18 protein-coding genes and 1 pseudogene are annotated in these 24,309 nt (G+C 73.4%); 9 read left to right on the forward strand and 10 right to left on the reverse strand.

Annotated features, from left to right (window positions below; all coding sequences use genetic code 11):
* Window positions 1–119 precede the first annotated feature (119 nt).
* Genes IEY71_RS00555 through IEY71_RS00585 form a run of 7 tightly spaced genes read right to left on the reverse strand, consistent with a single transcriptional unit; the run spans window position 120 to window position 7,703 of the window.
* Window positions 120–1,157: a LacI family DNA-binding transcriptional regulator gene (locus IEY71_RS00555; RefSeq protein ID WP_189083377.1), complete on the reverse strand. Its 1,038-nt coding sequence runs from the start codon at window positions 1,155–1,157 to the stop codon at window positions 120–122.
* A 42-nt stretch (window positions 1,158–1,199) separates the two neighbouring features.
* Window positions 1,200–2,477: an amidohydrolase family protein gene (locus IEY71_RS00560; RefSeq protein ID WP_189083378.1), complete on the reverse strand. Its 1,278-nt coding sequence runs from the start codon at window positions 2,475–2,477 to the stop codon at window positions 1,200–1,202.
* On the reverse strand, window positions 2,467–3,222 hold the full coding sequence (allE, locus tag IEY71_RS00565; RefSeq protein ID WP_189083379.1) for a (S)-ureidoglycine aminohydrolase: 756 nt from the start codon (window positions 3,220–3,222) through the stop codon (window positions 2,467–2,469). The genes IEY71_RS00560 and allE overlap by 11 nt, the downstream gene beginning before the upstream one ends.
* Window positions 3,219–4,304 (reverse strand): aminopeptidase, encoded by a 1,086-nt coding sequence (locus IEY71_RS00570; RefSeq protein ID WP_189083380.1) that lies wholly within the window; start codon window positions 4,302–4,304, stop codon window positions 3,219–3,221. Before IEY71_RS00570 ends, allE begins: the two co-directional genes overlap by 4 nt.
* Window positions 4,301–5,692: a dihydroorotase gene (locus tag IEY71_RS00575; RefSeq protein WP_189083381.1), complete on the reverse strand. Its 1,392-nt coding sequence runs from the start codon at window positions 5,690–5,692 to the stop codon at window positions 4,301–4,303. The genes IEY71_RS00570 and IEY71_RS00575 overlap by 4 nt, the downstream gene beginning before the upstream one ends.
* Window positions 5,689–7,017: an amidohydrolase family protein gene (locus IEY71_RS00580; RefSeq protein WP_189083382.1), complete on the reverse strand. Its 1,329-nt coding sequence runs from the start codon at window positions 7,015–7,017 to the stop codon at window positions 5,689–5,691. The genes IEY71_RS00575 and IEY71_RS00580 overlap by 4 nt, the downstream gene beginning before the upstream one ends.
* On the reverse strand, window positions 7,014–7,703 hold the full coding sequence (locus IEY71_RS00585) for a pyroglutamyl-peptidase I (RefSeq protein ID WP_189083383.1): 690 nt from the start codon (window positions 7,701–7,703) through the stop codon (window positions 7,014–7,016). Before IEY71_RS00585 ends, IEY71_RS00580 begins: the two co-directional genes overlap by 4 nt.
* Before the next feature lie 260 nt (window positions 7,704–7,963).
* Here IEY71_RS00585 and IEY71_RS00590 point away from each other — a divergent pair, with 260 nt between their 5' ends.
* From IEY71_RS00590 to IEY71_RS00615, 6 genes are read left to right on the forward strand one after another with little or no spacing between them, the layout of a single operon-like run.
* Complete coding sequence (locus IEY71_RS00590; RefSeq protein WP_189083384.1) at window positions 7,964–9,601, forward strand: ABC transporter substrate-binding protein; 1,638 nt, start codon at window positions 7,964–7,966, stop codon at window positions 9,599–9,601.
* Complete coding sequence (locus IEY71_RS00595) at window positions 9,598–10,554, forward strand: ABC transporter permease (protein WP_189083385.1); 957 nt, start codon at window positions 9,598–9,600, stop codon at window positions 10,552–10,554. The genes IEY71_RS00590 and IEY71_RS00595 overlap by 4 nt, the downstream gene beginning before the upstream one ends.
* Window positions 10,551–11,429, forward strand: a complete 879-nt coding sequence (locus IEY71_RS00600; RefSeq protein WP_189083386.1) for an ABC transporter permease — start codon at window positions 10,551–10,553, stop codon at window positions 11,427–11,429. Before IEY71_RS00595 ends, IEY71_RS00600 begins: the two co-directional genes overlap by 4 nt.
* Entirely contained in the window at window positions 11,426–12,271 is an 846-nt protein-coding gene (locus IEY71_RS00605) for an ABC transporter ATP-binding protein (protein WP_189083387.1), read from the forward strand. The genes IEY71_RS00600 and IEY71_RS00605 overlap by 4 nt, the downstream gene beginning before the upstream one ends.
* Window positions 12,268–13,083, forward strand: a complete 816-nt coding sequence (locus tag IEY71_RS00610) for an ABC transporter ATP-binding protein (protein WP_189083388.1) — start codon at window positions 12,268–12,270, stop codon at window positions 13,081–13,083. Before IEY71_RS00605 ends, IEY71_RS00610 begins: the two co-directional genes overlap by 4 nt.
* A 38-nt stretch (window positions 13,084–13,121) precedes the next feature.
* A complete protein-coding gene (locus IEY71_RS00615; RefSeq protein WP_189083389.1) occupies window positions 13,122–14,756 on the forward strand; it encodes an ABC transporter substrate-binding protein in 1,635 nt (544 codons plus the stop codon).
* Between the two features lie 325 nt (window positions 14,757–15,081).
* On the opposite strand, the gene IEY71_RS00620 is transcribed toward IEY71_RS00615, so the two are convergent.
* Entirely contained in the window at window positions 15,082–16,125 is a 1,044-nt protein-coding gene (locus tag IEY71_RS00620) for an alpha/beta hydrolase (RefSeq protein WP_189083390.1), read from the reverse strand.
* A gap of 13 nt (window positions 16,126–16,138) precedes the next feature.
* On the reverse strand, window positions 16,139–16,678 hold the full coding sequence (locus tag IEY71_RS00625; RefSeq protein WP_189083391.1) for a GNAT family N-acetyltransferase: 540 nt from the start codon (window positions 16,676–16,678) through the stop codon (window positions 16,139–16,141).
* Window positions 16,679–16,957: 279 nt separating this feature from the next.
* Here IEY71_RS00625 and IEY71_RS18645 point away from each other — a divergent pair.
* Together IEY71_RS18645 and IEY71_RS00635 are read left to right on the forward strand one after the other, a co-directional pair.
* Window positions 16,958–19,168: pseudogene (locus IEY71_RS18645) on the forward strand (DEAD/DEAH box helicase); the annotation flags it as partial.
* Window positions 19,169–19,401: 233 nt separating this feature from the next.
* Window positions 19,402–20,508 carry a hypothetical protein gene (locus IEY71_RS00635; protein ID WP_189083393.1) on the forward strand — a complete coding sequence of 369 codons (1,107 nt, stop codon included), beginning with the start codon at window positions 19,402–19,404 and terminating at the stop codon, window positions 20,506–20,508.
* 57 nt (window positions 20,509–20,565) lie between these two features.
* Here the strand turns inward: IEY71_RS00635 and IEY71_RS00640 are convergent, their stop codons facing one another.
* The gene (locus tag IEY71_RS00640; protein ID WP_189083394.1) at window positions 20,566–22,698 is read right to left on the reverse strand and encodes a RecQ family ATP-dependent DNA helicase; all 2,133 of its coding nucleotides are present in this window, start codon (window positions 22,696–22,698) and stop codon (window positions 20,566–20,568) included.
* Between the two features lie 287 nt (window positions 22,699–22,985).
* On the opposite strand from IEY71_RS00640, the gene IEY71_RS00645 reads away from it, so the two are divergent.
* Entirely contained in the window at window positions 22,986–24,305 is a 1,320-nt protein-coding gene (locus tag IEY71_RS00645) for an MFS transporter (RefSeq protein WP_189083395.1), read from the forward strand.
* The last annotated feature ends 4 nt before the right edge of the window (window positions 24,306–24,309 follow it).

The raw sequence follows: 24,309 nt of genomic DNA on the forward strand, positions 1-24,309 counted from the left end.
TCGCTTCGACGGGCTCAGCGAGCCAAGGTGGAGTTCGCTTCGACGGGCTCAGCGAGCCAAGGTGGAGTTCGCTTCGACAGGCTCAGCGAACCAGCTCGGGCTCAGCGAACCAACCGAGCTCAGCGAACCGGGCGCACCGTACTGCCGCGCACGCGGAGCACCGCGTCGGAGAGCAGCGGGCCGTCGACCGGCTCGCCCTCGATGCGGCGCAGCAGCATGCCGACGGCGAGCTCCGCCTGCCGGTCGGGCTGCAGGTCGATCGCGGTCAGCGGCGGGTCGTGCCGCTCTGAGCCCGGGCTGTCGATGCCGACGGCGACGAGCACGTCCTCGGGGATGCGCACCTCGGCGTCCCGGGCCGCCCGCAGCACGCCCTCGCGGTACTGCTCCGCGGTCGCGATGACGGCGTCGGGGCGGTCGGCGCCGCGAAGCAGGGCGAGCGTCGACTCGTAGGGGTCGTTGTGGGCGTGGTCGAGGGGGATCAGCCGCACGAGCTCCGGCATCTCGTGCTCGGCCGCCCAGTCGCGGTACGCCGCCGCGCTCTCCTCCGCCCACGACCAGCTCGCGTCGGCGCTGATCAGCGCGATCCGCCGGGCGCCCTGCTCGTGCAGGTGGTCGAGCAGCGTCCGCATGTTCTCGCCGTGGTCGCTCGTGACCGCGTAGGGCCACTCGGGGCGCGCGGCATCCCGCTCGACCGTGACGACCGGCGTGCCGAGCCGTTCGAGCGCGGCGAGCCGCTCGTCGTTGCGCACGGGGTCGCAGAGCACGACCCCGTCGGCGCCGATGAGACGCCAGCCGTCCTCGCTCGTCACCGTCGGCGGTGTGAGCGTGAGCGCGTACCCGGCCTCGAAGGCCTTCGTCGCCGCCGCGCGCGCCGCGGTCATGTAGAAGTCGAGGTCGAGCATCGGCACCGCGCCCTCGTCGACCGAGGGCAGGGCGAACGCGATCGTGCCGGTGCGGCCGAGGCGGAAGGCGAGCGCCGCGCGGCTCGGCCGGTAGCCGAGCTCGTCCGCGGTGCGCTGCACCCGGTCCCTGGTCGACTGGCGGAGCTTGCCGCTGCCGTTGAGCGCGGCCGAGACCGTGCTCGTGGACAGGCCGAGCTCGCGGGCGACGTCGTGGATGGTGACGCGTTTCGTCGCCGGCTGATCACGCTCCGTCATGGACCTCGACCTCTCCGTCGGCACCAGGCGCGGGGAACGCCATCAACTGTAGACGAGCTCGGTGCTGACGCGGCGCGACGCGACGAGCGCGCCGCGGCGCACCGTCCAGCGCGATCCCGCCTCGTTGCGCAGCGCGTGCAGGCGGTCGCCCGCGGCGAGCACGACGAAGGAGGCCTCCGCGCCCGCCTCGAGCCGCGGCGCCGGTCGGCCGACGGCGGTGCGGGCGGAGCTCGTCACCATCCGCCAGGCGTCGTCCATGCCCTCGCCCGCGCGGTCGGCGAGGGGCAGCGCGTGCCAGGCGAAGCGGGCGCGTTCGAGCGGGTCGAGGGTGCCGAGCGACTCCCAGTTGTCCTCGTGGTTGCCGGTGCCGATCGTCACGGTGACCCCGGCGTCGAGCAGCTCGTTCGGCCGCGAGACGCCGCGGTACGGGTACGAGCTCTGCAGGTTCGAGGGGCAGACGGTGATGGCGATGCCGGCTGCGGCGACCTTCTCGATCACGCGGGCCGCGTCGTCGTCGGGGTAGGTCTCGAGGGCGCCGACGTGGTTCGCGTTGACGAGCCCCTGCATGCCGTACGCGACGGTGAGCTCGGCGAGCGGTTCGAGCAGGCGCTCGCTCGGATCGGTGAAGTAGTCGACGTTGATGTCGATCGGGCGGCCGAACCGCTCGGCGAGCTCGAAGACGAGCCGCAGGTGCGTGAGCCGCGCCTCGTCGTCGGCCTCGTTGTTGGGCCAGCCGCCGACGCGGTCCGCGCCCATCGCGAGGGCCTCGGCGACGAGCCCGTAGGCGCGCGCGTCGCCGACCATCCCCTCCTGCGGGAACGCCGTGACGACGGTCTCGATGACGCCGTCGCACTCGGCCCTGGCGCGCAGCACCCCCTCGACCGAGGCGAGCCCGGTCACCGAGTCGATGTCGGCCTGCCCGGCGAGGAGCCCGACGCCCTCGAGCGCCGAGGCGCGCAGGAAGCGGCCGGCGCGTTCGGCGACGTCGTCGACGGTGAACGCCGCCTTGAGGTCGCGCTGGCGCTGCATGAGCACGGGGCGCGGGCCGTGGGCGACGAGGCCGAGCTCGGCGATCCGCTGCCGGCTGTAGACCTTGTCGGGGTGGCTGTGCGGCTCGACGAACGGGGTGGTCACGAGGCCTCCGCCGGCGTCGATCACCTCGTCGGCGGTCGTGCCGGCCGCGGCATCCGGTCCGATGGCGGCGATCGCGCCGTCGCGGACGACGACGTCCACGAGCGCGCCGGCCGGCGCGCCGGCGCCCGCGGCGTCCCGGTCGAGCCGGGCGCCGCGCACGATGAGCTGGGCGGTCTCAGAAGCCATCGCGGTTCACGTCCTTGTAGAGCAGGTAGGCGGATGCCTCGGGGCCGGTCGCCGTGAAGGCCTGCGTGCAGTACGGCGCCATGTAGATGAAGTCGCCCTGCTGCACGTCGACGTGCTCGCCGTCGAGGTGGTACACGCCGCCGCCCTCGAGGAGGTAGAGGCCGTGCTCCTGATGGTGGATCTCGACCATGCGGAATCGGGCGCCGCCCTGGAAGCGCATCACGTTCATCGCGAGGTCGAAGCGCTCGTCGTCGGGCAGCAGCTGCCCGTAGCTGCCGTCGATGCCGTCGTCGTCGATCCCGACGACGTCGCCGAGCCGGCCGGCCACGACGGGCGGCGCCTCGACGCCCTCGACGGCGAGGTACCGCTTCTTCACCCACAGGACGCGGGAGGCCGTGGCGGCCTCGAGCTCGAAGCTGCGTCCCTCGGGGAGGAAGAGGTAGCCGCCGTCCTCGAGCAGCCACTCCTCGCCGGCGGACCGCACGCGGAGCGCGCCGTCGAGCGCGATGAGGAAGTTCTCGAAGCCCGCGCCCTGCGGCAGCGTGCTCGCGGCGCCGGCCTCGAGCTGCAGCAGGTACTGGCCGAAGCGGGCGGGGCTGCCCTGCGGGGCGGCGAGCACGGTCGCGGCGTACGGCGGCAGGCCGGGCAGCGTGTTCTCGACCATCGTGTCGGGCGTCATCAGGTAGTAGCGGTCGCCGACGCGGCCGCGGCTCGCGCTCAGGTAGTCGTTGCGGTAGCTCGTCATTCGGGGCTCCAATCGGCCGGAAGGGGGTCGGGGTAGCGGCCGTCGACGAGGAGCGGCGCGCCGTCGACGGTGATGGTGGGGCGTTCGACGACGAGGTCGACGTGCACCTCGGAGTGCCAGTGCGCGCCGGTGTAGTCGCCGAAGGGATGGCCGAGGGCGATGTGGCAGCCGGGCACGTTCTCGTCGAAGAGGAGGGTGCCGCTGAGCGCCGTGCAGGCGCGGTTGGTGCCGACGGCGAACTCGCCGATGCGGCCGGCGTGCTCGTCGCGGTCGAACCAGGCGCGCAGGCGTGCGGCGAGCTCGGCGTCGGGGTGCTCGAGCCCGACGAGCCGGCCGCCCCGCACCTCGAAGCGCACGGGCTCGGCGAGCAGGCCGGTCGAGGCGTTGAAAGGGTAGCCGAGCACGCTCGCCGCGATGACGCCGTCGGCGCCGATCGGCGAGCAGAACACCTCGCCCTGTGGCAGTCGGCCGCCCTCGCTCGGCGCGTGGTAGAGCCCGGTGAACGCGGTCCAGGGCCGGGCCGGGTCGAGGGTGAAGCGGATCTCGGTGCCGAGGGCGTTGCGCACCTCGGCCGTCGTCGCCCCGGCGAGCCGATCGCGGACGAGCTCGCTGAAGCGGGCGACCTCGCGGTAGTCGGCGGCGAGGCCGATGCCGAGGCTCGGCCGGTCGAGCGCGGTGAGCTGGGCGTGCCGGGCACCCACACCGTCGAGCAGCGCCCAGAAGCGCTCGTCCCAGGCCAGGCGGTCGTCGCCGTCGCGTGCGGCGAACGCCGTCACGGTGGGCCGGTGCCCGGCGATCGCCCGCTCGATCTCGGCGAAGGCGGCGGGGTAGTCGTCGTCGAGCCCGGGCACGAGGTGCAGCCTGGCGTCGTCGGCGACGCGGGCCGCCGCGGTGACGATGCGCTCGGCGAGCCCGCGGGTCGCCTCGTCGGCGAGGACGAGCACCCGGTCGCTCGCGCCGACGGCGAGGCAGGTGTCGATGAGCTCGCGCGCCCCGCGGTCGAGGTCCGCGTCGCTGACGGGCGGCAACGCGCTCGGGCGCCGGAGCCCGGTCGCGGCGCTGCTCGCGGCCGGCCCGCTCACGCGGAGCTCTTCGCGGGCGCGGGCGCGGGGATGGCGAGCGGCACGAAGGCGCCGGGGCCGTGGTCGGTGACGAGCCCGCCGTCGAGCACGACGAACTCGCCGCGGGCGACGGTCGCACGCACCCGGACGGTGCTCGGCCGGCCCTCGTAGGGCGACCAGCGGTGGGGTCCGAACTGGCCGGACGCCTGTACCGGCCGGGGCTCGCCGAGCTGCAGCACCGCGAGGTCGGCGTCCGCGCCGGGCGCGATGCGGCCCTTCGCGGGCGCCGCGCCGCAGCGCTCGGCCGGGCGGCTGGTCACGAGGGCGAGCGCTTCGGGCAGTGCCCAGCCGCGCCGCAGCGCCTCGTCGAGGAAGAGCGGGGCGAACTCGCGGGCGCTCTGGATGCCGAACGGGCCGCCGAGCGCGTCGTGCTCGGCCACGGCCTTGTCCGCGACGGAGTAGACGCAGTGATCCGAGACGACGGCGTCGATCGCCCCGTCGCGGAGCCGCTGCCACATCCCCTCGACCTCGGGCCGGGCGCGCAGCGGCGGTGCGCAGAGCGCGGTCCAGCCGAGCCGCAGGAAGTCCTCGGCGTCGAGCAGCAGGTGGTGGGCGGTGACCTCGCAGCTCGCGGCGACGCCGCGCTCCCGTGCCGCGGTGACGAGGTCGACCGCTGCGGGCAGCGAGAGGTGCACGAAGTGCACGGCCCCGCCGGTCTTCTCGGCGATCTCGAGCACGCGGCGCACGGCCTCGAGCTCGAGCTCCGGGCTGCGGGCCGCGAGCGCGGCGCCGTAGTCAGTACGGCCGGCGGCGCGCTCGGCGGCGATCGCGGCGCTCAGCCCCTCGCGGTCCTCGGCGTGCACGAGCACGAGCCCGCCGTGGCGGGCGGTCTCGGCGAGCCCCTGGCGGAGGTCGTCGTCGCTCGCCGAGGGGTAGTCCATGTCGTTCTCGGGCAGGAAGGCCTTGAAGCCGGGGGCGCCGAGCTCGCGCTGCCCGCCGAGCTCGCCGAGGCCGGGTCCGGTGAGCGCGCCCCACAGGCCGAAGTCGACGATGGCCCCGTGTGCGCCGAGCTCGGACTTCGCCGCGTAGCGCGCGGCCGTGGTCGTCGGCGGGGTCGTGAAGGGGTGCTCGATGACGAAGGTGCAGCCGCCGAGCGCGGCGTTCGCCGTGCCGATGCGGTAGTCGGCGGCGAGGTCGTCGCCGGGGTTGTCGAAGTGCACGTGCAGGTCGACGAAGCCGGGGGAGACGACGTCGTCGCCGGCGTCGAAGACGCGCTCGGCGTCGACCTCGCGGTCGGCCCCGCGGCGCACGGCCGCGATCCGGCCGGCCTCGACGAACACCGTGGCGGGCACGAGCTCGTCGCCGAGGAGCACCCGCTCGCCGACGACCGCGAGCTCGGCGCGGCTCATGCGCCGGCTCCCGCCGCGATCGGCGCGTCGGCCTCGGCGCCGGCCACGGCCTCGTCGACGCTCCGCCGGGCGACGACCCGCCCGGCCTTGATCGTCGTGAGCGGGCCGCCGGGGCGGCGGAGCGCCTCGAGCCGGTCGCGGGCGCCCAGCAGCACGAGGTCGGCGGGCATGCCCGTCGTCACGTCCGGGGTGCGCCAGGCCTCGGCATCCGCCCGGCCGCGATCGTCGAGCGCGTGCGCCGCGCCCGCGGCGACCATGTGCCAGACGAGGTCGACGTCGTCGTCTCCGTAGCCGCCGCCGACGAGGGTCATGTAGGCGCGGTCGAGCGGGCTCAGCGTGCCGAGCGGGTACCAGCCGTCGTTGAGGTTGTCGCTGCCGACGACGAGCTCGGCGCCGGCGCGGCGCAGCTCGTGCGGGCGGGAGAGCCCCCGGGGGCCGCCGTCGACGAGGTTCAGCGGGATGATCGCGACGCGCACGTCGGCCTCGGCGACCCGGGCGGCGACGCGGCGGGCGTCCTCCTCCGAGTAGCGCTCGATGCCGCAGCAGTGGCTCGCGAGCACGCGGCCCTGGTAGCCGCGGGCGATGGTCTCGTCGGCGACGACCTCGAGCATCCGCTCGCGCTCGTCGAGCCAGCAGTCGGCGTGGATGTCGACGTCGACGTCGAACTCCTCGGCGAGCTCGAACACGGTGCGCACGTGGGCGCGCTGCTCGGCCTCCCCCTCCTCGACGTTGGGCCAGCCGCCGATGAGGTCCGCCCCCGAACGGAGCGCCTCGCGGAGCAGCGGGAGCGCGCCGGGGTCGCGGCCGAGCCCCTCCTGCGGGAACGCCACGAGGTCGACGTCGAGGATGCCGCGCACCTCTTCGCGCGCCTGCAGCACGCCCTCGAAGCCGCGGAGCCCGGCGATGGAGTCGATGTCGATGTTCGCCCGGAGCCGGGTGACGCCGTTCGCGACGGCGAGCTCGAACGCCCGGCGGGCCCGGCGGGCGACCCGCTCCGGCGTGAAGCCGGCCTTGATGCGGCTGGAGCGGGCGAAGTGGTCGAGCCCGGATGCCTCGGCGGGGTCGAGCTCGGAGAGGCTGAAGGACTTGTCGGGGTGCAGGTGCGGTTCGACGAAGGCGCGGGCGAGCAGGCCGCCGCGGGCGTCGAGCCGCTCGGCGCCGGCGCGGTCGGCCCACTCGGCGAGGGCGTCGGCGCCGATGGAACCGCTCGGCTCGATCGCGGCGACCGCGCCGTCGCGGAGCAGCACGTCGTGGGGGCCGGGCCGACCGTGCAGGGCGGCACCGGTGACGAGGAGGGCTGGGGCGTTCGTCGGCATGCCGCTCACCACTCCCACTCGTTCGCCGGGACGTCGAGGTCGGCGCCGGGGTTCGCGACCGCGGCCGCGGCGGCGATGCGCACGGCCTCGGCCTGGAGGCGGAGGTCCATGCTCGGCCCGTTGCTGCCGAGGCTGGCGACGTGGCCGGGGGTGTCGGGCAGATGGATGAATCCGGCGCGGCTGCCGAGGCCGCGCTCGGCCACGAGGTGCAGGGCGGTGTACATGACGGCGTTGCAGCCGTGCGTGGACGCCGAGTTGGAGAGCAGCGCGGGGATGCCGCGCTCGCGGATCGCGTGCGTGATGGCCTTGATCGGCACCGTCGCGAGGTAGGCCGTGGGGCCGTCGGCGTAGACGGGGTCGCCGGCGGGGCGGTAGCCGTCGTCGTCCGCGAATTGGAAGTCCTGCACGTTCGCGGCGAGGCGCTCGATCGAGACGGTGCTGCGGCCGGAGAAGACCCCGGTGGACAAGATGACGGCGGGCGGCGTGGCGGCCTCGTCGAGGATCGGGGCGAGGGCCTCGGCGGGGTGGCGGTGCCAGGCGAGGCTCCGGCCGACCAGCAGGTGCCCCGCCACGGTCTCCCCGTCGAGCTCGGCGGCGAGCTCGGAACTCGGGTTGACCGGGTAGCGCAGGTCGGCTCGTTCGGCGGTGTCGCCGAACCCGCCGTTGCCGGTGATCAGGATCCACGGTTGGCTCACGTCTCGCTCCTTCGCATCACGGATTCGACGTGCCGGAAGCCACCGGACCACGTCGTCGCCGGACCTCACGGTAGCCGATGCCGAGGCGAAAAGGAACGTTACATTCAAAAAAAAGAACGTTCCATTCGCTTGACAGCGATCCAGGCCGCCGTGTTTACTCATCGGCAGACGGCCCCCATCGGCCACCGCAGGCGGAACCCCCCCGACCGCAACCGCAACGCCGTCGATCGCACGTACCCACGACGAAGTGAGGAGCAGTGATGAGGCGCACAGCCAAGGCCGCACGACGGGCCATGATCGCGGGAGGCGCCGCGGCCGTCGTGGTGCTCGCCGGGTGCGCGTCGCCCGCGGCACCCGAACGCGGCGACGCGGCCGTCGAGGTCGTCGAGCTCACCCCGGCCCCCGCCGGCGAGCTCGACCGCATCACCTGGGCCGTGTCGAGCGAGCCCGCCTCGCTCGACTGGATCTACAACGCCGACAACACGACCGGCTCGATCCTCGCGAACGTCTGCGAGGGCCTGCTCCGGCTCGCCCCCGACCTCTCGCTCGAGCCCGCGCTCGCCGAGTCCTTCGCGCACCCCGACCCGACCACCTGGGTCTACACGCTCCGCGACGGGGCGACGTTCCACGACGGCTCGCCGCTCACCGCCGAGGACGTCGTGTTCAGCCTGCGGCGCCACCTCGACCCCGCCGCCGGCTCGTTCTGGTCGGGCGCGTTCGCGAACGTCGACTCGATCACCGCGAGCGGGCCGCTCGAGGTCACCGTCACGCTGAGCGCCCCCGACGAGCTGTTCAACGCCTACCTGTCGAGCCCGGCCGGCATCGTCGAGCGTGCCGCGACCGTGCAGGAGCTCGGCGAGCGCTACGGCACCCCGCAGGGCGGCGTGAACTGCATCGGCCCGTACGAGTTCGACAGTTGGGACTCCGGGCAGACGATCACCCTCGTCCGCGACGACGACTACTTCGACCCCGAGCTGCGGGCGAAGACCGAGACCGTCGAGTTCGCCATCGTGCGCGACCCCGCCGCGGTCGTGAACGGCCTGCTCTCCGGCTCGCTCGACGGCACCTGGGAGGTCGCGCCCTCCGCGATCACCCGGCTCTCGGGCAGCGGCGTCGGCACCGTCTACTACGGGCCGAGCACGCAGGGCTACAACGCCATCGTGATGGACCCGACCGGCCCGCTCGCCGACCCCGTCGTGCGCGAAGCGCTCTCCATGGTCATCGACCGGCAGGCCATCATCGACGTCGCCATCGCCGGGGCCGGCCAGGAGCAGCGCGCCCCCGCCGTGCCCGGCACCTGGGGCTACGAGCGCGACGCCTTCCAGGCCGCCTGGGACGACATCGACTCCGCGACCCTCGACCTGGATGCCGCGAAGGAACTCCTGGCCACCACCACGGCGCCCACCGAGCCCATCGTGCTCGCCACGACGAGCGCCGAGGCGCAGACGCCCGTGATCGGCGCCGAGATCCAGTCCGCCGCGGCGAAGATCGGCCTCGACGTCGAGATCAGCTCGGTCCCCGTCGACCAGTACTACGCCGTCTACACCGACGCCGAAGCGCGCAAGGGCATCGACCTCTACCTCACCGCCTGGGGCACCGACTTCGCCGACCCGCTGCAGATGTACCGCTACTTCGAGACGGGCAACTTCTACAACTTCTTCGGCTTCTCGAACCCCGGCTACGACGCGCTCATCGCGCAGGCGGGCACCCAGTCCGACCCCGCCGAGCGCGCGGCATCCATCATCGAGGCGCAGCGGATCGTCGTCGACGAGTCGCTCTGGATCCCGCTCTACGCGCCCTACAACACGATGTTCCTGAACGCCCGCGCCACCGGGGCCCCGGCCTCGTACGTGCAGCTGCACTCGCCGTGGGCGGCGATGATCGGGGCCGCCGGATGAGCGCCTGGCTGCTCCCGCTCGCGCGGCGCGTCGGCTCCCTCGCCCTCGTGCTCCTCGCGACCTCCTTCATCGTCTTCGGCGCCATGTACCTCGCGCCCGGCTCGCCCGAGTCCTTCCTCGTGCGCGGCAACTCGGTGACGCAGGAGACGCTGCAGGCCATCCGCGACCAGTACCACCTCGACGAGCCGTTCCTCTCGCAGTACGTGCTGTGGCTCGGCGGCGTCGTGCAGGGCGACTTCGGCCTCTCCATCCAGTTCCGCCAGCCGGTCTCCGAGCTCATCGCGAGCCGGGTGCCGACGACGGCCCTGCTCGTCGGCTACGCCGCGGTGCTGATCCTCGTGGTCGGCGTGCTCGTCGGCGTCCTCGCCGCGGTCAAGCGCGGCGGCGTCGACGGCACGGCGATCGTGGTCAGCACGGTCGCGATGGCCACTCCGTCGTTCGTCGTCGCGATGGCGCTCACCTCGCTGTTCGCGGTGACCCTCGGCTGGTTCCCGGCGTTCGGGGCGGGGGAGGGCTTCGGCGACCGGCTCTGGCACCTGACCCTGCCGGCGGTCGCGCTCGCGCTCTCCTCCGCCGCGCTCGTGCTGAGAACCACGCGCACCTCGATGATCGGCGCCCTCGGCAAGGAGTACGTCGAGACCGCCAGGGTGCGCGGCTTCTCCTCCTCGCGCGTGGTGTGGGGGCAGGCGTTCCGCGGCGGCATCGTGCCCGTCGTGACCCTCGCCGGCCTCGTCATCTCGGGCCTGCTCGTGACGACCACGATCGTCGAGACGGTGTTCGGCCTGAACGGCATCGGCTCGCTGCTCGTGCAGGCCGTCAACGTGAAGGACTTCCCCGTCGTGCAGGCCGTCATCCTCATCATCGTCGCCGTGTTCGTGCTCTCGAACCTCGTCGTCGACCTGCTCTACCCGGTGCTCGAACCCCGCGCCCGGGCGAAGGGAGGCGCGCGATGACGCTCCCCACCACCGAGACGCGCTCGACGCACCTGCTCACGCGGCGCTCCTGGCTCGCCATCCGCCACCGTGGCAACGCGCTCACGCTCGCCGCCGTCATCGCGCTCGGCGTGCTCGTGCTCGTCGCGATCCTCGCGCCCGTCATCGCGCCGTACGACCCCAACCAGGTCTCCCTCATCGACGCGCTGCAGCCGCCCTCGGCGGCACACCTGCTCGGCACCGACGAGGCCGGCCGCGACGTGCTCTCCCGGGTCATCTGGGGCGCGCGGATCTCCCTGCTCGGCCCGCTCGGCGTCGTGCTCGGCTCGACCCTCATCGGCGTCACCGTCGGCGTGCTGTCGGCGTGGCGCGGCGGCTGGGTCGACGCGACCGCCTCGCGCTTCGTCGAGATCCTCTTCGCCTTCCCCGGCGTGCTGCTCGCCATCCTGATCGTCGCCGTCTTCGGCCCGGGGCTCGCCTCGACCGTCGTCGCCCTCGCCGTCGCGTACATCCCGTACATGGCGCGCACGACCCGCAGCGTCGCGCTCGCCGAGCGGCAGACGCCCTACATCCGGGCGCTCGAGCTGCAGGGCATGTCGGCCTGGCGGATCACCTCGCTGCACCTCGTGCCGAACATCGCCCCGTTCGTGCTCGCCCAGGCGACGCTGTGCTTCGGCTACGCCATGATCGACCTCGCCGGCCTCTCCTTCCTCGGCTTCGGCGTGCAGCCGCCCGAGGCGGACTGGGGCGCCATGGTCGCGGCCGGCCAGGCCGCCCTGATCCAGGGTTCGCCCGCCCCGGCGCTCGCGCCCGGCGCGGTCATCGTCATCGCCGTCGTCAGCTTCAGCCTGCTGGGCGAGGGCATCGCGGAGCGCGTGAGGAGGACGAGCGCATGAGCGGTTCGACGCAGATGGTGGATGGCCCGGTGCTCGCGATCGAGCAGCTGCGCCTCGACGTCGGCACGGGCGAGACCGCCGTGCGGATCCTCGACGGCGTCGGCCTCAGCTGCGCCGCCGGCGAGATCGTCGGCCTCGTCGGCGAATCCGGCTCGGGAAAGTCGATGACCCTCCGCACCGCCGTCGGCCTCGCGCCCAAGGGGGCCCGGCTCACCGGCTCGGTGCGGGTCGCCGGGCGGGAGCTCGTCGGGGCGGGCCGGCGCGAGGTGCTGCGCGTGCGGCGCGAGGTCGCCGCGATGATCTTCCAGGACCCCCGCGCCCACGTGAACCCGTACCAGCGCATCGGGGCGTTCGTCGCCGACGGCCTGCGCCGCACCCGCGGCTGGGGCCGCGCCCGCGCCGCGCAGCAGGTCGTGTCGCTCCTCGACGAGGTCGGCCTGCCCGACCCGGAGACGCTCGCCGATCGCTACCCGCACGAGCTCTCGGGCGGCATGCTGCAGCGCGTGATGATCGCCTCGGCGCTCTCCACCGAGCCCCGGCTGCTCCTCGCCGACGAGGCGACCACCGCGCTCGACGTCACCACGCAGGCCGAGATCATGGGCCTGCTGCGCCGCCTCCGGGAGGAGCGCGGCCTCGCGATCGTCTTCGTCACCCACGACCTCGACCTCGCCGCGGCGAGCTGCGACCGCATCCACGTCATGCAGTCCGGCGTCGTCGTCGAGCAGGGCCCCGCCCTCGACGTCTTCGAGCGGCCCGAGCACCCCTACACCCGCAAGCTCCTCGACGCGATGCCCTCCCGGCTCGACGCCGAGGCGCCGACGCCGATCGGAGGCGCCGCATGAGCATCCTCACCGTCGACGGGCTGAGCAAGAGCTACGACCACGGCCGCGTGCAGGCCGTCACCGACGTCTCCTTCGAGCTCGCCCAGGGCGGCACCCTCGGCGTCGTCGGCGAATCAGGCTCCGGCAAGACGACGCTCTCCCGGCTCATCACGGGCATCGAGCAGCCCGACTCCGGCCGCATCGTCGTCGCCGGCACCGAGCTCGAGGCCCGCACCTCACGGCGGGCCCGGCACGAGCGCGCCGGCATCATGCAGATGGTCTTCCAGGATCCGTACCAGAGCCTCGACCCGCGGCAGACCCCCGAGGAGGCGATCGACGAGATCATCACGCTGCACGGCGGACTCCGCGGCGCCGCCCGCACCGCCCGCCGCCGCGAGGTGCTCGACCAGGTCGACCTGCCCGAGCGGGCCCGCCGCGCCCTGCCCCGCGACCTCTCCGGCGGGCAGCGGCAGCGCGTCGCGATCGCCCGGGCGCTCGCGGCATCCCCGCGCCTCCTGCTCCTCGACGAGGCGACGAGCGCGCTCGACGTCTCGGTGCAGGCGCAGATCCTCCGGCTGCTCGCGCGCATCCGCGCCGACACCGGCGTCGCCATCGTCTTCGTCAGCCACGACCTCGAGGTCGTCCGCTCGATCACCGAGGAGCTCATCGTGATGTTCCGCGGCGAGGTGGTCGAATCGGGCGAGACGAGCCGGGTGCTGCGCGACCCGCAGCACCCGTACACGCGCCTGCTCCTCAGCAGCGTGCCCCGCCCCGGATGGGACCCCGATCAGGTCTCCCGGGATCGCCGCACCTTCCTCCGTCAGCTCGCGTGACGGCCCGTCCGTCCCGCATCCCCCGCAAGGAGAGATCAATGTCGATGTCCCGCCGCACGCCGCGACTGGCCGGGGGCGCCGCCGCCCTCGCCGCCGCCGTGCTCCTCGCCGGCTGCACCGCCGCCGGCCCGTCCCCCGCCAAGGGCACCGCCCCCGAGCTCACCGAGTCGCTGCCCGCCCCGAGCACCGAGGTCGAGCGCCTCGACTGGGCGCTCTACGCCGAACCGTCCTCGCTCGACCCCATCTACCCGAACGACTTCCCGCCGATGGAGGTGCTCTCGAACGTCTGCGAGAGCCTCATGCGCATCGCGCCGGACTTCACGATCGAGCCCGCGCTCGCCGAGTCGTTCGAGCAGCCCGACCCGCTGACGCTCGTCTACACGCTCCGCGACGGGGTGACGTTCCACAGCGGGGCGCCGCTCACCGCGGACGACGTCGTCTACAGCCTGAACCGCTCGCGCAGCGACGAGCTCGGCTCGTTCCACACCGCCGTGTACGCGAACGTCGCCGACATCGTCGCGACCGCCCCGAACCAGGTGACGATCACGCTCACGGCACCCGACCAGACGCTGTCGCAGGCGCTCGCGACCGGCGCCGGCCGCATCGTGAACCGGGCGTCGACCGAGGCGCAGGGCACCGACTTCGGCACCCCCGGCTCCGACATCGACTGCACCGGCCCGTACACGCTCGCCTCCTGGCGGGCCGGCGAGGCGATCACCCTCGAGCGCTTCGACGACTACTGGGACGACTCGCTGCCCTCGCTCGTGGCCGAGGTCGACTTCTCCTTCGTGCGCGACCCCGCCGCGCGGGTGAACGCGCTGCTGTCCGGCGAGGTCGACGGCACCTGGGGCGTCCCCGCCTCGGGCTTCGCCCGGCTGCAGGGCGGCGGGCAGGGTACGCTCGCCTTCGGCCGCACCTCCGGCAGCTACGTCGCGATGGTGACCTCGCTCGACGGCGCGCTCGCCGATCCGCGGATCAGGCAGGCGCTCGCGATGAGCATCGACCGGGAGGGGATCATCGCCGCCGCCGTCGCCGGCGCGGCCGACCCGCTCGACGCGCCCGCCTCGCCCGGTACCTGGGGCTTCGCCCGCGAGGAGTTCGAGCAGGCCTACCAGGAGATCGCGGACGCGAGCGGCGGCCTCGAGGAGGCGAAGGCGCTCGTCGCCGAGGCCGGCGTGCCGAGCGAGACGCTCACCATCGCGGTGACGAACTCGCAGGCGGAGATGCCGATCATCGGCGCCGAGGTGCAGCGCGCCGCGCAGGCGATCGGGCTCGAGGCGGAACTCACCTCGCTGCCCGCCGACGGCTACAACGCGCTGTACAGCGACCCGGCCGCCCGCGACGGCATCGACCTGATCTTCTCGCTCTGGCAGACCGACTTCCCGGACCCGACGCAGATCTACCAGTACCTCGAGAGCGACAACTTCTTCAACCTCTCGGGATGGTCGGACGCGGAGTTCGACCAGGCGATCGACGCCTCGCGGGCGAGCTCGGACGACGCCGAGCGGGCCGCCTCGCTCATCGCGGCCCAGTCGATCGAGATCGACGACCCGACGTGGCTGCCGATCTACACCCCGTACAACGCGGTGTTCCTCGGGAAGGGCCTGACCGGGGCGCCGACCGCCGCCGTGCAGCTCAACTACCCCTGGGCGGCGATGATCGGCGGCGAGTAGGGCTCTGGTTCGCTGAGCGTCCTGGTTCGCTGAGCTCGTCGAAGCGAGGAGCCGCTTGGCTCGCTGAGCTCGTCGAAGCGAGGAGTCCGCTTGGTTCGCTGAGCTTGTCGAAGCGAGGAGTCCGCTTCGACGGGCTCAGCGGACCAGTCCATCTGCCGCCGCTTCGACGGGCTCAGCGGACCAGCCCGCGCCGCTTCGACGGGCTCAGCGGACTAGCCCGCGCCGCTTCGACAGGCTCAGCGGTCCAGTCCGCCCGCGCCGCTTCGACGGGCTCAGCGAACCAGCCCGCCCGCGCCGCTTCGACAGGCTCAGCGGTCCACCGGGCTCAGCGAGCCGCCGGCCCCAGCGCCGCGTGCAGGAACGCCGCCACCCGCGCGCGCATCGACGCGTCGAGGATGCCGATCGAGTGCGCCGACCCCGGCACCACGAGCGATTCGACGGGAACCCCGGCCGCCTGCAACGCGGCGACGAACGAGGTCTGCTGCCCGAGCGGGATGACCTCCGCATCCGACTGGGCGAGGAACACGGGCGGATCGCTCGCATCCACATGCGTCGCCGCGGATGCCTCGACCGCCGCCCCGCACGAGGCGTCGCCGGGATCGCAGCCGAGGTAGTCGCTCACGACGGAGCGCAGCCACGGGGACGCGCCGTCGGCGTCGAGCGCGCGCCCGGTGAGTCCGAGCGGGCCGGACAGCTCGGCGACGGCCGCCACTCGCGAGCCGGTGTCGAGCGGCCCGTCGCCGCGGGTGCCGAGCAGGGCGGCCAGGCTGCCGCCGGCCGAACCGCCGAAGGCGCCGATGCGGCCTGGGTCGATGCCGTACTCCGCGAGCTGCTCGGGCTCGCGCAGCCACTCCACCGCGAGCGCCACGTCATCGAGCTGCGCGGGGAACACCGCGTCGGGCACGAGCCGGTAGTTCACCGAGACGGCCACGAAGCCCTCGCTCGCGAGCCAGAGGCAGACGTTGCGCCAGTCCGCGTTCGCCTTGTCGCCGCGCGCCCAGCTGCCGCCGTGGATCGAGACGACCGCGGGCAGCGCGCCCGCCGCGCCATCCGTTCCGTCGTCAGTCGTCGCGGCCGTGCTCGCGGGGCGGCACACGTCGAGCGTGAGCAGCGTGCCGTCCTCGCGCGCGCCGTACGGGAGGTCCTCGTCGACGACGAGATCGCTCGGCGCCTCGAAGGTGCGGATGCCGATCGGCACGACGCTCGCGAGCTCGCTGCGGGACTCCGCGGCGTCGGGGTCGATGGGCTGCAGCGGCAGGTGGAAGCCGGAGAGCACGCCCGTCACGGCGATGCAGGCGAGGGCGGCAGCGGCGACCAGCACCAGGCGCGTGCGCCCGCCGCGACCGCCGGAGGAACGAGTGCGGGTCACGGGGGCTCCGGGTTCAGGGGTGCAGCGATGCTACCTCTGCGTGGGCCGAACGCGAAGTCAGCGCCTTCGCCATGCAGACGCTGTACTCCTCGCCGATGTAGGGACCGAACAGCGGCACGGGCCGGTAGCCGTGCTTCGCGTACAGCGCCTGCGCGGGCAGGTGCCGGGTGCCGGTCTCGAGCACGATCTCCCGCACGCCTCGGCTCGCGGCATCCGCCTCGACCGCCTCGAGCAGGCGACCGGCGACGCCGAGCCCCCTGGCGCGCTCGTCGACGAACATACGCTTGAGCTCGCCCCGCCCGGCGAAGTCGGCCGCGTGCTCGTCGTCCGCGTGACCGCCAACGACGAGCGCGGCGATGCCGAGCGCGGCACCCGACTCGTCGCGGGCGACGAAGAGCCGGATGCCCGGCTGCTCGAGCTGCCCCACGTCGAGCAGGAAGCACGCCTCGGGCGGGTAGCCGAGCGAGAAGGAGTACTCGCTGCTGCCGGCGAGGAGGCGCTCGACCTCAGGCTGGCGGGGCGGTTCGATGCGGACGGTCACGGCGCTGGTCACGCGGCGAGGCTACGCGGCGCGTGTTTCCGCGGGATTTCGGCGCCCGGTGCGGATGCCCGGCGCTTTCCCAGCGGCGATCGGGTATCGTTGGCGGGTCGGTTCTGGACACCGCGCTGTGCGCGGATGGGTTTGTGAGTCCTGAGGGCCGGTTCCGCAGCATCAGGCTGCGGATAGTCACCGTATGTGAACGGCCCCGGTCGACGATGCTCCCGGGTTCTCGGTGCGCCGCGCCTCGCGGCGGCACCGCCATGTACTCGAATACAACCCAGGAAGCACCATATGCCGAAGAACAAGAAGCCCGCGGGCGGACGAGCCCACGACTTCGACCCCTCGTACGCGAAGAGCAGCCGCGCCGGTCGCCCGGCCGGCAGCGGCAAGCCCGGCTCGCGCAGCCCCGGCCACCGCGGCTACCGCCCCGAGGAGACCTCCGAGCGCAAGCCGCGCTGGTCGCGCGACGAGCGCACCGCGAGCGGCCGCGCCCCGCACCGCTCCGTGCGGGACGGCCGCGACGATCGTCCGGCTCGTTCCTACGATCGGGATGAGCGTGCGCCGCGTCGCTTCGACCGTGACGACCGTCCGCGTCGGGATGACCGGCCGGCTCGCTCGTTCGATCGGGATGATCGTGCGCCGCGTCGTTCGTTCGATCGGGATGACCGTCCGGCTCGGTCGTACGATCGGGATGATCGTGCTCCTCGTCGCTTCGATCGTGACGACCGCGCGCCTCGTCGTTCGTTCGATCGGGATGACCGGGCGCCGCGTCGCGACTTCGATCGGGATGACCGGGCGCCGCGTCGCTTCGAGCGTGATGGCGCTTCGACGGGCTCAGCGAACCAGCGTGGCCCGCGTCGCGACTTCGATCGGGATGACCGGGCGCCGCGTCGCTTCGAGCGTGACGACCGTGCCCCCCGTCGTTCGTTCGATCGGGACGAGCGTCCGCGTCGTTCGTTCGATCGGGACGACCGTCCGGCTCGCTCGTTCGACCGTGATGACCGTGCCCCCCGTCGTTCGTTCGATCGGGACGGCGCTTCGACGGGCTCAGCGAACCAGCGCGGACCGCGTCGTTTCGAGCGTGATGGCGCTTCGACGGGCTCAGCGAACCAGCGCGGCCCAGGTCGTTCCTTCGACCGTGACGAGCGCGGTTCGCGCCGCGACTTCGACCGTCCCGGCTTCCGCGACTCGGAGCGCCGCCCTTCGGCGTTCTACCCGGCGAAGGACGAGCGCAGCCGCTTCACCCCCGAGGACGACGTCGTGCTCGAGCGTCTCGAGGCCCAGGCCATCCAGGCCGACGCGGTCGACGGCATCGGCTTCGGGGAGCTCGGCCTCGGCGGCAACATCGTCCGCGCCCTGAAGGAGCTCGGCGCCGAGTCGCCGTTCCCGATCCAGGCGGCGACGATCCCCGTCGTGCTCGAGGGGCGCGACGTGCTCGGCCGAGGCCGCACCGGCTCCGGCAAGACGATCGCCTTCGGCGCGCCGACGGTCGAGCGGCTCATGCAGCTCTGGGCCGAGCAGCAGCGCGACGTCGAGAACGGCCCCGACGGCCGCCGCAAGCGCCAGATGGGTCGCGCGCCCCGCGCCCTGATCCTCGCGCCGACTCGTGAGCTCGCGCTCCAGATCGACCGCACCGTGCAGCCGATCGCCCAGTCGGTCGGGCTCTTCACCACGCAGGTCTACGGCGGCGTGCCGCAGGCCCGCCAGGTGGGCGCGCTCCGCCGGGGCGTCGACATCGTCATCGGCACCCCCGGCCGCATCGAGGACCTGCTCGCGCAGGGGCACCTCGACCTCTCGGACATCCGCATCACGGTGCTCGACGAGGCCGACCACATGTGCGACCTCGGCTTCCTCGAGCCGGTGCAGCGCATCCTCCGCGAGACCCGCGACGGCGGTCAGAAGCTGCTCTTCTCGGCGACCCTCGACACCGGGGTGGCCGCGCTCGTCGAGGAGTTCCTCGTCGACCCGGCCGTGCACGAGGTCGCGGGCGAGGACCAGGCCTCCGGCACCATCGAGCACCGCGTCTTCGTGATCGACAACCGCGACAAGCGCGACATCGTCGCCCAGCTCGCCGACCGCGACGGCAAGACCCTCGTGTTCTCGCGCACCCGTGCGTTCGCCGAGGACCTCACCGAGCACCTCGAGGATGCCGGCGTGCGCGCCGTCGCCCTGCACGGCGACCTGAACCAGTCGCGCCGCACCCGCAACCTGCAGCAGCTCACGAGCGGCCGCGTCGACGTGCTCGTTGCGACGGACGTCGCGGCCCGAGGCATCCACGTCGACGACATCGACCTGGTCATCCAGGCCGACGCGCCCGACGAGTACAAGACCTATCTGCACCGCTCGGGCCGCACCGGCCGCGCCGGTCGCACCGGCCGGGTCGTGACCCTCATCCCGCGCAACCGCCAGCGTCGCATGAACGAGCTGCTCGACCGCGCCGAGATCGAGGTCGACTTCGAGGACGTGCGCCTCGGCGACGAGCTGCTCTTCGACCTCGGGCCCGTCGAGGTCGCGGCGCCGGTCGAGGCTGCTGCTGCGGAGGCATCCGACGCGGACGCCGAGCAGTCCGCCGACGCCGAGCCGGTGGCGAGCGCCGCCGAGTAGTCGCGACGGTCGCGCCCGCGACCCCGCATCGAGAGAATCCGTCCGTCGCCCACCGGGGCGCCGGGCGGATTCTTCCGTTTCCGGGGACGCCCCTGACCCGCTCCGGGCGCGCGGGCCGCTACCGTGGCGACATGCGCTCAGTTGTCGTGCTCCCGGCCGTCGCGGCCGTCGCCCTCCTCCTCGCCGGATGCGCGGCGCCCGCGCCGACGCCGACCACCTCGGCCCCGAGCGAAACGCCCGAGCCGACGACCATCGCGGGCCCCCTCGACTGCGATGCGCTCGTGCCCGCCGATGTCGTCGCTGCGGCGATGAGCCCGGCGGGCGACGGGACGCCGCAGCCCGAGGCGGCGATCCAGGGCAATGCCGCACTCGGTGCCATCGAGTTGGCGGCGGCCGGCGGACTCGGCTGCTCCTGGCGCATTGGCCCCGCCCCGAGTGACATTTTCGGCGGCAGCGGCGAGGTCGCGTACTTGAGCGTCGAGGTGCTGCCCGGCGCTGCCGGGCAGTGGCAGCCCGCCTGGTTCGGGGATTCGCCCTCGACCGACACCGTCGAGGTCGCGGGCGTCACCGCCTCGCGGGGCGCGGGGGAGACCGGGTGGGAGCTGACCGCGCCGGTGGGTGACACCTGGACGACGATCCGGCTCACCGCGCCGGGGCTGGTGACGGGCGGGTCCGTCTACGGCGAGTACGACGCCGAGCAGATGAACGGGCGGCTCGTCTCCGTGGGTGAGGCGGCGTTCCCCGTGCTCGCCGGGGCGAGCGCCGAGCAGCTCGACTGGCCGCGCGCCGCCGGACAGCGGCAGAGCGATGCGGTCTGCACCGGCGGTCTCGATCCCCAGGGCATCGGGATGGCCCTCGGGGCGGGCTCGATCGAGGCGAGCGCCGTCGATCCGACCTCGTCGGCGCCGACCAGCTTCCGCGACGCGGTCGCGGCGGCCTCTCGGGCGTACCGCTGCGAGTACACCGTCGACGGCATCCCCGGTCCGACGATCGACGCGGTCATCGGTGCAGGCGAGCAGTTCGAGCTCATGTCGGAGGCCGACCTCTCCGGCGTGTACGAGCCGCTCGATCTGAGCGGCTCGCCGAGCTTCGCGGACGGGGATGCGGCCTACGTGGTGCGAGTCACCGACGGCCCGGCATCGACGGTGCTGCTCAAGGTCGGCGATTCGGTGTACCGGGTGCAGAGCCACGACGGCGCCGCCGCCGTCGCGGAAGCGGTGCTCGAGCAGATCCGCTGAGCCGGCGCCCGAAGAGCCTCGCTGACGCGCCGCCACCCGGGCGTGCGCAGTCGGGACTCAGCCGCGGAGTGCGAGCACGAAGGGGAGCACCTCGCCGGCGCCGGCCTCGCGCAGCGTGCGGGCGGCGACCGTGAGGGTCCACCGGCTGTCCGCCTGGTCGTCGACGAGCAGTACGGGCCCGTCGGGCAGTTCGAGGCCGTCGGCGGAGAACCGCCCCCACACGCCGGCCAGCCGGAACGCGCTGTTGCCGCCGGGCTCGCCGCTCGGGCCGCCGCCGACGGGCTGCAGCGCGCCGAGGTAGGGCAGTCGGCCGATCTCGGCGAGCCCGCGGGCGAGCGAGTCGACGAGCTGCGGGCGCGAGCGCGAGGGCATTGCGACGACGGCCGCCGGGCGCTCGGCCCAGCCCCAGCCCGCGAGCACGCGCACGCAGGCGTCGAGCACGCGCGGCGGTACGGGCTGGTCGGGGGCGCCCGCGGCGAAGAGTTCGCGCAGCACGCCGCCCCAGCCGAGGTCGGTGAGGCGGGCGAGCGCCCGCCCCTCGGCCGCCCTGGCTTCGACGGGGATGCGCCCCTTCACCGGCACGCCGAGGGAGTCGGCGCCCGTGGGCCACTGCGCGCGCGGCTCGATGGGGACGCCCACCCGGTCGAGCGCGCCGCGGGCGGCGGTCGTCGCCTCCTCGCCGATCGCGGCGGGGTACCAGGGCCCGGCGCAGGTGTCGCATCGCCCGCACGGGGTCGCGGTGTCGTCGTCGAGGCTGCGCTGCAGGTAGGCCATGCGGCACTCGGTCGTGCGCTCGTACTCGAGCATGTGCTGCTGCTCGGCGATCCGCTCGGCCGCGATGCGGCGGTAGCGCTCGGCGTCGTAGACCCAGGGCTCGCCGGTCGCGACCCAGCCACCCTGCACCCGCCGCACCGCCCCGTCGACGTCGAGCACCTTGAGCAGCAGCTCGAGCGGCGTGCGGCGGATGTCGACCATCGCCTCGAGCGCCGGCGTCGACACGGGCTGCTCGCCGAGGGCGGCGATGACGCGGCTCGCGCGCTCTTCGTCGGGCATGGAGGCGGTGGCGAAGTAGTGCCAGATGTCGCGGTCTTCGACCCCTGGGAGGAGCAGCACGTCGGCATTGTCGGTCGCACGGCCCGCGCGGCCCACCTGCTGGTAGTAGGCCACGGGCGAGGAGGGCGCGCCGAGGTGCAGCACGAAGCCGAGGTCGGGCTTGTCGAATCCCATGCCGAGCGCGCTCGTGGCCACGAGGGCCTTGACCTCGTTGCGCTTCAGCATGCCCTCGGACTCGGCCCGTTCGTCGGGGTCGGTCTGGCCGGTGTACGCGCGGACCTCGTGGCCGTGCTCGCGCAGCAGCCGGGCGGTGTCGACGGCCGCGGCGACCGTGAGCGTGTAGATGATGCCCGAGCCCGGCAGCTCGTCGAGGTGGCCGAGCAGCCAGGCGAGCCGGCTCGGCGAGTCGGGCAGTTCGAGCACCCCGAGGCGCAGCGAGGCCCGGGCGAGCGGCCCGCGGATGGTCAGCACCTCGGCCGAGGCATCCGCCCCGCCCGTCGTGAGCCGGCCCGAGTCGTCGGCGACCGTCGCGCCGAGCTGCTCGGCGACGTCGGCGACGACGCGGCTGTTCGCGGTGGCGGTGGTCGCGAGCACCGGCACGCCCGCGGGCATGCGGGCGATGAGCTCGCGCAGGCGTCGGTAGTCGGGCCGGAAGTCGTGCCCCCAGTCGCTGATGCAGTGCGCCTCGTCGATGACGAGCAGACCGATGCGCTCGACGAGCCGCGGCAGCTGCGTCTCGCGGAAGGCCGGGTTGTTGAGCCGCTCGGGGGAGACGAGCAGCACGTCGACCTCGTCGGCGGCGAGGCGCTGCTCGACCTCGCGCCACTCGTGCGCGTTGGTGGAGTTGATGGCGACCGCGCGCACCCCGGCGCGCTCGGCCGCGGCGATCTGGTCGCGCATGAGGGCGATGAGCGGCGAGACGAGCAGGGTGGGGCCCGCGCCGGCGCGGCGAAGCAGCAGCGTCGAGACGAAGTACACGGCGGACTTGCCCCAGCCGGTGCGCTGCACGACGAGCGCGCGGCGGCGCTCCTCGACGAGGGCGCGGATGGCCTCGAACTGGCCGTCGTGGAAGTCGACGTCGTCGCGGCCGACGAGCTCGCGGAGGGCGTCGAGGGCGGCGGAGCGCAGTTCGGTCATAGCATCCAGCCTGCCCGATCCCGCTGACAGCCGATTCAGCCGGCGGCGCCAGGGGCGAGTGCGGTCGGTATTTGCGGGTGCCCGGCCGCCGCGACCCGCAAATACCGCCGTCACGCTCAGGGGCGTCCCGAACGCCCGAGGGATGGCCTTCCAGGAACCGGGACGGATGCGCTACGCTCGGGATTCCTAACCGAACAATCGGTCAGGAAATGTCCCCATGATCATGCCAGGGGTCCCTGCCCGGCATCCCCCGTGCCGGCCCCGCCCGAACGAACAACGGAGTTCGCATGTCGACAGCTGTCACCGATCCCGCTCGCGCCGAGCGGATGTCCCCCGAGGAGCGGAAGGTGCTCGCGGGCACCCTCGTCGGCACCTCGATCGAGTGGTACGACTTCTTCATCTACGCCCAGGCGGCCGGCCTCGTGCTCGCGCCGCTCTTCCTCGCCCCGGTCGCGGAGTCGAACCCGGGCCTCGCCCAGGTGCTCTCCTTCGCGACCATCGGCATCTCGTTCCTCTTCCGCCCGCTCGGGGCCATCGTCGCCGGCTACCTCGGCGACAAGCTCGGCCGCAAGAAGATGCTCGTCTTCACGCTCATCATGATGGGCCTGTCGACCTCGCTCATCGGCGTGCTGCCGACGTACGCGGCGATCGGCATCGCGGCGCCGATCCTGCTCATCCTGCTGCGCATCCTGCAGGGCTTCTCCGCCGGCGGCGAGTGGGGCGGCGCCGCGCTCATGGCCGTCGAGCACGCCCCGAACGGCAAGCGCGGCTTCTTCGGCGCGTTCCCGCAGATCGGCGTGCCCGTCGGCATGATCCTCGCGACCTTCACGCTCTGGCTGCTGACGAGCTCGATGTCGCCCGAGGCGTTCCTCGAGTGGGGCTGGCGCGTGCCGTTCCTGCTCTCGATCGTGCTCATCATCGTCGGCTACGTCATCCGCCGCGCCGTCGAGGAGAGCCCCGTCTTCGAGGAGCTGCTGCGCCGCCGCAAGGAGTCCTCGGCGCCGCTCGGACAGCTCTTCCGCCGCAACACCAAGCAGGTGCTGCTCACGGCGGTCATCTTCATCGCGAACAACGCCGCGGGGTACCTCCTCATCGCGTACTTCGCGACCTACGCCGTCGCGGCGCTCGGCATGGACCGTCCCACCGTGCTGCTCGCCACGACGCTCGCCTCGTTCGGCTGGCTGATCTTCACCCTCTGGGGCGGTCGCCTGTCCGACCGGCTCGGGCGGGTGCGCACGTTCCAGATCGGCTACGTGTTCCTCGCGCTGTGGGCGGTGCCGATGTGGTTCCTGATCGACACCGGCAACATCGTCTGGTACTTCGTCGCCCTGTTCGTGATGACGTTCGGGCTCGGGCTCTCGTACGGCCCGCAGGCGGCGCTCTACGCCGAGATGTTTCCGGCGAACGTGCGGTACTCGGGCGTCTCGATCGGCTACGCGCTGGGAGCCATCCTGGGCGGCGCGTTCGCGCCCATGATCGCCGAGGCGCTGATGAACGCCTTCCACGCCTCGTGGACGATCGGCCTCTACATCGCGATCGCGGCGGTCATCTCGCTCATCGGCGTCTCCCTCGTGAAGGAGACGAAGGGCGTCGACCTGCTCGACTGACGCT

Source organism: Agromyces mediolanus, from assembly GCF_014648575.1.
GTDB classification, from domain to species: domain Bacteria; phylum Actinomycetota; class Actinomycetes; order Actinomycetales; family Microbacteriaceae; genus Agromyces; species Agromyces mediolanus.

Coding starts and splice junctions, on each gene's coding strand:
- IEY71_RS00615 (WP_189083389.1), top strand. CDS start 13,122: ATGTCGATGTCCCGCCGCACGCCGCGACTGGCCGGGGGCGCCGCCGCC.
- IEY71_RS00600 (WP_189083386.1), top strand. CDS start 10,551: ATGACGCTCCCCACCACCGAGACGCGCTCGACGCACCTGCTCACGCGG.
- IEY71_RS00555 (WP_189083377.1), bottom strand. CDS start 1,157: ATGACGGAGCGTGATCAGCCGGCGACGAAACGCGTCACCATCCACGAC.
- IEY71_RS00575 (WP_189083381.1), bottom strand. CDS start 5,692: ATGAGCCGCGCCGAGCTCGCGGTCGTCGGCGAGCGGGTGCTCCTCGGC.
- IEY71_RS00590 (WP_189083384.1), top strand. CDS start 7,964: ATGAGGCGCACAGCCAAGGCCGCACGACGGGCCATGATCGCGGGAGGC.
- IEY71_RS00640 (WP_189083394.1), bottom strand. CDS start 22,698: ATGACCGAACTGCGCTCCGCCGCCCTCGACGCCCTCCGCGAGCTCGTC.
- IEY71_RS00635 (WP_189083393.1), top strand. CDS start 19,402: ATGCGCTCAGTTGTCGTGCTCCCGGCCGTCGCGGCCGTCGCCCTCCTC.
- IEY71_RS00610 (WP_189083388.1), top strand. CDS start 12,268: ATGAGCATCCTCACCGTCGACGGGCTGAGCAAGAGCTACGACCACGGC.
- allE (WP_189083379.1), bottom strand. CDS start 3,222: ATGACGAGCTACCGCAACGACTACCTGAGCGCGAGCCGCGGCCGCGTC.
- IEY71_RS00605 (WP_189083387.1), top strand. CDS start 11,426: ATGAGCGGTTCGACGCAGATGGTGGATGGCCCGGTGCTCGCGATCGAG.
- IEY71_RS00560 (WP_189083378.1), bottom strand. CDS start 2,477: ATGGCTTCTGAGACCGCCCAGCTCATCGTGCGCGGCGCCCGGCTCGAC.
- IEY71_RS00595 (WP_189083385.1), top strand. CDS start 9,598: ATGAGCGCCTGGCTGCTCCCGCTCGCGCGGCGCGTCGGCTCCCTCGCC.
- IEY71_RS00645 (WP_189083395.1), top strand. CDS start 22,986: ATGTCGACAGCTGTCACCGATCCCGCTCGCGCCGAGCGGATGTCCCCC.